Source organism: Methyloparacoccus murrellii, from assembly GCF_054657115.1.
On the sequence record NZ_BAAHXD010000082.1, the window covers coordinates 1 to 4,596 of the forward strand.

The 4,596-nt window shown below is 64.0% G+C and carries 8 protein-coding genes; 1 reads left to right on the plus strand and 7 read right to left on the minus strand.

Features of this window, described 5'->3' with window-relative positions; translation table 11 throughout:
* Positions 1–370: hypothetical protein (locus tag ACYQ1H_RS15120; RefSeq protein WP_460028874.1), on the plus strand; the 370-nt coding region annotated here is incomplete at its 5' end.
* A 463-nt stretch (positions 371–833) separates the two neighbouring features.
* Here ACYQ1H_RS15120 and ACYQ1H_RS15125 read toward each other — a convergent pair.
* The 7 genes from ACYQ1H_RS15125 to ACYQ1H_RS15155 all read right to left on the minus strand — a co-directional run.
* Positions 834–1,079 (minus strand): hypothetical protein, encoded by a 246-nt coding sequence (locus tag ACYQ1H_RS15125; RefSeq protein ID WP_460028875.1) that lies wholly within the window; start codon positions 1,077–1,079, stop codon positions 834–836.
* Positions 1,080–1,301: 222 nt separating this feature from the next.
* Positions 1,302–1,940 (minus strand): hypothetical protein, encoded by a 639-nt coding sequence (locus ACYQ1H_RS15130; RefSeq protein ID WP_460028876.1) that lies wholly within the window; start codon positions 1,938–1,940, stop codon positions 1,302–1,304.
* Between the two features lie 129 nt (positions 1,941–2,069).
* Positions 2,070–2,519: a hypothetical protein gene (locus tag ACYQ1H_RS15135; RefSeq protein WP_460028877.1), complete on the minus strand. Its 450-nt coding sequence runs from the start codon at positions 2,517–2,519 to the stop codon at positions 2,070–2,072.
* Between the two features lie 21 nt (positions 2,520–2,540).
* Entirely contained in the window at positions 2,541–2,750 is a 210-nt protein-coding gene (locus tag ACYQ1H_RS15140; RefSeq protein ID WP_460028878.1) for a hypothetical protein, read from the minus strand.
* Positions 2,747–3,259, minus strand: coding sequence for a hypothetical protein (locus ACYQ1H_RS15145; RefSeq protein ID WP_460028879.1), 513 nt, complete (start codon positions 3,257–3,259; stop codon positions 2,747–2,749). Before ACYQ1H_RS15145 ends, ACYQ1H_RS15140 begins: the two co-directional genes overlap by 4 nt.
* Positions 3,256–3,849 (minus strand): hypothetical protein, encoded by a 594-nt coding sequence (locus tag ACYQ1H_RS15150; protein WP_460028880.1) that lies wholly within the window; start codon positions 3,847–3,849, stop codon positions 3,256–3,258. The genes ACYQ1H_RS15145 and ACYQ1H_RS15150 overlap by 4 nt, the downstream gene beginning before the upstream one ends.
* A 2-nt stretch (positions 3,850–3,851) precedes the next feature.
* On the minus strand, positions 3,852–4,596 hold a 745-nt coding region (locus ACYQ1H_RS15155), incomplete at its 5' end, for a hypothetical protein (RefSeq protein WP_460028881.1).

A 4,596-nucleotide genomic window follows, 5' to 3' on the forward strand; every position in this document is an offset into this window, starting at 1 on the left:
AAGCGTTTGCTGTGGGGCGCTGTGCGTGATGGGTTACCCCTTTCCGTCTGGTAAACCGCCGCATCTCGGCACGCATCAAGAGTCCGGATGTTCATGGCGTAGCAACGGGAAACCGCCCGAGCCTTATTTGTGGGTCATTTTTCTGCATGGCCTGCCTGTGCGTAAGCCGCTCGTGCGAAAAGGAAAATTTTCCCGGCGTTCTCTCCTCGCGGCTGTCCCGTGTCTGGGTTTGAGGCGGATGAAGAACCTGCCGGGCAAGGCTTTGCCCCAGGTCGGAGCGGGTAGAGTGGCCGCTCCCGGCAATACCTGCCCGGCGAGGAGATGGGATCGTCCGATGCAGAAAATAGCGAACACGCTCAAGGCCACGTAATTGCTGAGTTCTTGATTTTGAAAGACTCGCCGTGGGCACACATGTGGGCACACCAGATGAAAGTACCCCCACTTATCCACAGCCAGACCACGCTAAAACGGTTTCGTGACTCTGTAACACCGGATTTCGGGGGGGGGCCTCTGCCGGCCGATTCTGTAGGTTCCCCCGCCAAAAAACTGAGGGAACCTCGGGGCAAAATCCGGTCAACAGCCGCGAGGCTCAGCGAAAGCACTTCCGAGGGGGACTAGCGAAAAGCTACCCCCCCTTTTGGCGACAGGGCTCTTTCTGGCCTTACGCGGCCAGCAGAGCACGGGCGGTGCCCTGGATAGGGCTATGCCGAGGTGGAGCGGCTGCGCACCATCATTGATACCCGCCTCGCCAAAGCCCGGCGCGACGGCGGCCGGCGCTACTAGGTCGGCAGCACCGTGGCGGGCGGGGGTGTCGACGGGCAGGCAGGGCGTGGTCAGTCTTTCCAGTCGAATACCCGACACGCTTCCTCGAACAGCGGGTCTCCGGGCTTGGCTTGAGCCAGTTCCAGCAAGGTCCGCTTGGGCGTGGTCCGGGTTTTGTCGAGTTCGCCGGCAATGGCTTTCCACCGGGCTTTCTCGGCGGCGACCTCTTCAGGCGTCATGCCGGGCAGGCCCCGGTACTCGCCGGGGAGCATGGCGTCGTCGCCGTAGGGGTCAGAGAGAGAGTCGGGAATGGTCATGGCGCACTCCAGGAGAAGGGTGCCATCCTCACCGTTGATCTACCGTATCAAGGATCACCGCAAGCCTTGGGAGCGGAGGATGGCTTTGCTAAGGCGGCTTCTTGGGGTCAGTCTGCCGCAAACCGGCGCCGTTGAACAGGCGGGGGGGGGATAGCCAGTTGCTACCCCCTTTGGCGAACCAGGCGGGGGCGATCTGCGCCATGCCCGTGGGCACTGCCTTGCTTATGCCGCCTTCCGCAGCGACTCAAGCGCCCGCTTCGCCTGCTCGAACACCGCGCGGTTCCCGCCTTTGTCGGGATGATGCTTCTGCATCAGCGAGCGCAACCCGCCGATGGTTTTGGGCAGGTAGCCATCGGGCAGGGGCAAGCCCGCATCCAGGGCGGCGCGGCATTGGTGCAGTCGAGGATCATCCGAGCGGCCTGAAAGCTCATCCAGTTCCCGGCGCATGGCCTCCGCAGCTTCCGGCGTCGCGCCCTGGTCGAAGGTTGAACCCAGCATGTTGACGCCATGCACGGCGCGGCTCACTTTGCGATGAAGTTCCGCGATCCGCGATTCCAGGACCCGCTCGAACATGCCCTCCGCCACCTCATACGTGACAACCCAGCCAGGCAGATTGTTGCGCCTGTCCATCTTGCGCCGGCTGGCCACAATGGCACCCTCGTGCCACAGTTCCTTGAGCGTCCGGTGGATTTGCTGCTTGGTGGGCACGGCCTTGAGCGATTCAAACCCACTCCAATGGTAGTCGTGGGCATTCATCAGCACCCAGGCCACATCGGCGGCTGAGCGCGGCGGGTCTCCGCAGTCGCCTCCGCTATCGGCCAGTGCCGCCAGGACGTGTTTGCGATTGGCCGTCATGCGCATGTCGGGTCTCCCTGATGGTTACTCCCGACAGTATACAGTTGCAGGTGTTGACTTTCGACGGTATACAACTGGATGCGCCGGCGATTCCGGCCTAGCAGCGCACGGGTACCCTATGTTTGGTCGGGGGCATCAGTCAGCCCACGTGCCGCAGTCGGGGCAAATCACGCTGAAGTCAAACAGCGTCAGCGCGTCGTCGTCGGTACCATCAACCCGCACGCGATCCAGGATCAGGCTGGTGGCGAAGCGCGTCCGGTCTGTCAGTTCCCCGCAGACCCCGCAAGGCGTCACCAGCGACACGCCCGGCTCGGTCATGCGGCAATTCAGCTTGGCTAAGTCACTCGGGGCGGCCCTGGCGCAGGCTGGACCGCAGTAATAGATCAGTGGCCAGAACTCCGGCCCGGCGTAGGCCAGTTCACCATCCACTTGGGGGGTCAGCTTTTCCTTGACGGCGACCAAGCTCAACACGTTCCCGCGCAAAGGCACCCGGCATACGTCGCAGGTATCACCAGACTTGGGGTAGCGGCTTGGCTTGCCGGCAATCGGAATGACGGAATGATTGCTGGGGTTGATGATGTTCATGGGCGGTTCGATTGGGTCGGGTTATGCCGAGGCGGGTAGAGGCGCGGCGGAGCGGTTGACCACGATCATTTGCCCACGGAATGTCCGCCGGACCAAGGCGGCCTCATCGTCGGTCAGCAGCTGGCCCCGGTAACGCCACAAGTCGCCGTCCTGAATGATGACGGCGACGCCGTTGCCATCGGCTTGCCGGCGGCGCAGTTCCAGGGCAGCGCGAGCCTGCACGGCGTTCATCGGCGGCCACTCGGCATGCGGCCCGTGCGGGCGAACTGTTCGAGCTCGTCGTCGGACCAGTCGGAAAAATCGACCGGCGCGTCGAGCCCGCGAATCTTGCGAATCGTGAGCACGGCTTTTTCGTTCGCTTCGGCAATCAGCTTGATTTCTCTCGCGTCGGCGGCCTTGGGCACCAATTCCTTGAGTCGTCTCAGGCAGCCCCGCGCGACCTCAAGACCAGATTGCATGTCGCCAATATCCACCTCGGCGGCAGCAAGAATGGCCTCGGCGGTTGGCTCGGCGTCCGCCAGCCGGTCCGCCCCCGGCCCGCCAGCGAAGTGCTCGACCACCTTCTTTCGCTTCTGCTCGACCGCCGACCGGGCCACGATCCCACGGGCTTTCAGGACGCGCCGTAGCGTGCCCTCGGACACGCCAAACGTGCGGCAGCACTCCAGCACTGACGGCCCCTCGGGGCTCAGGTAATGCTTGACGGCGCTTTCGATTGCGGCCAGGTCAACGGTGGTACTCATGCGGCTCTCGTTTGTGGCGCGTTACCGGGGTAACGCGGAATCTGGCGGCCCAGGGCGGCGGCGTTCGTGACCTTCATGGCCAGCGGCACGCCCCGGTAGAACAGCCGGCTCGCTTGCTCAAGGGCCTCACGCGGCCTCACGGCAATGAATTCGCGGATGCCCACGCCCTGGACGTCGACGAGGAAGTTGAACACCTGTGGAATCTTCCCCGACTCGCGGGCGGGTGCCGGCTCCCAAAACTGAACAACCGCTTTTGGTGGACGACCACGCCGGTCCTGGCCCTTCAGGACTTCCTGTTGGCGGTTGTAGCAGGGCACGCAGAGCAAATTGCGGACCAATTTCGACGCCCACTTTCCGCACCTCACGCAGTCGCTGGCGGGCCTGGCGGGGGCGAGCTTGCCCGCATGGACCGCTCCAATCGGGCAGTGCCGGCACCGGGAGAAGTCAAGGCGATACGCGCCCCTGGCGGCACGGAACCGGGCTGCACAGGCGGTGGGCGTGAGGTCGGCCAAGTGCGTTTCGCAGCGGAACAGGCGGACGGACTGACCGCCCGCCTGAATCTCGAAGTATTCGACGCCCGGCGCGTCCACGGCTAGACGATGGCTTGTTGCGCGGCCTGCCTCATGACGGCATTTGGCCGATAGCGTAGTTCTGGATGTTGCCCCGGGCCAAGAATCGCCCTGGCTTCAGTCGCCAAATCCAGCAAGCGGCGCTCCAGCTCCCCCATCACGGCGGCGCGGGCGCGGAATCGGGCTTCCGTTTTGGCGGCCAGCCATCCGCGTTCCAGGTCGCCCAGGGCCGGCAGCTCGAGGGCTTCCATTTGGGCCGCAGCAGCCTCAATCAATGCCGCAATGTCGCTGCGATCCAGCCCCAGCATGTGGACTCGACCCATGGCGGCGTCCGAGCGGTCGTCGCCGGCATGGATGGCGGCAATCTGGGTTTCCACTTCGCCCAGGCGGGTGCGCAGATTCTCGAGGTCGTGTTGCAGCTCATTCCGAGCGGCCTGAATATCGGCCAGCCTGCTCTTTGCTTCGAGGAGCAAGGTCAGGCGGTGCGACTCAACTGTTACGTCGGGCGCGAAGCCCGGCAACACAGACTGGCACTCGGCCTTGATGGCGTCCGTCAGTTCCTTGGTCTCTCCCCGAACCTGCCTGCTGATGGCGTCGGCGCGGGCTTTTTGCATTTGGCCCAGCAGGTTGTCATTGGCGGCCCTCTCGCGGGCAGCAGCTTGCTCGGCAGCGGTCAATTCCTTGCGGGCGGTGAAGGTATCTCGGCCAGCGCGAATGGCGTTATTTAGCATGGCGCGGGCAGACGCAACGGCGTCAGATGCGATGGCA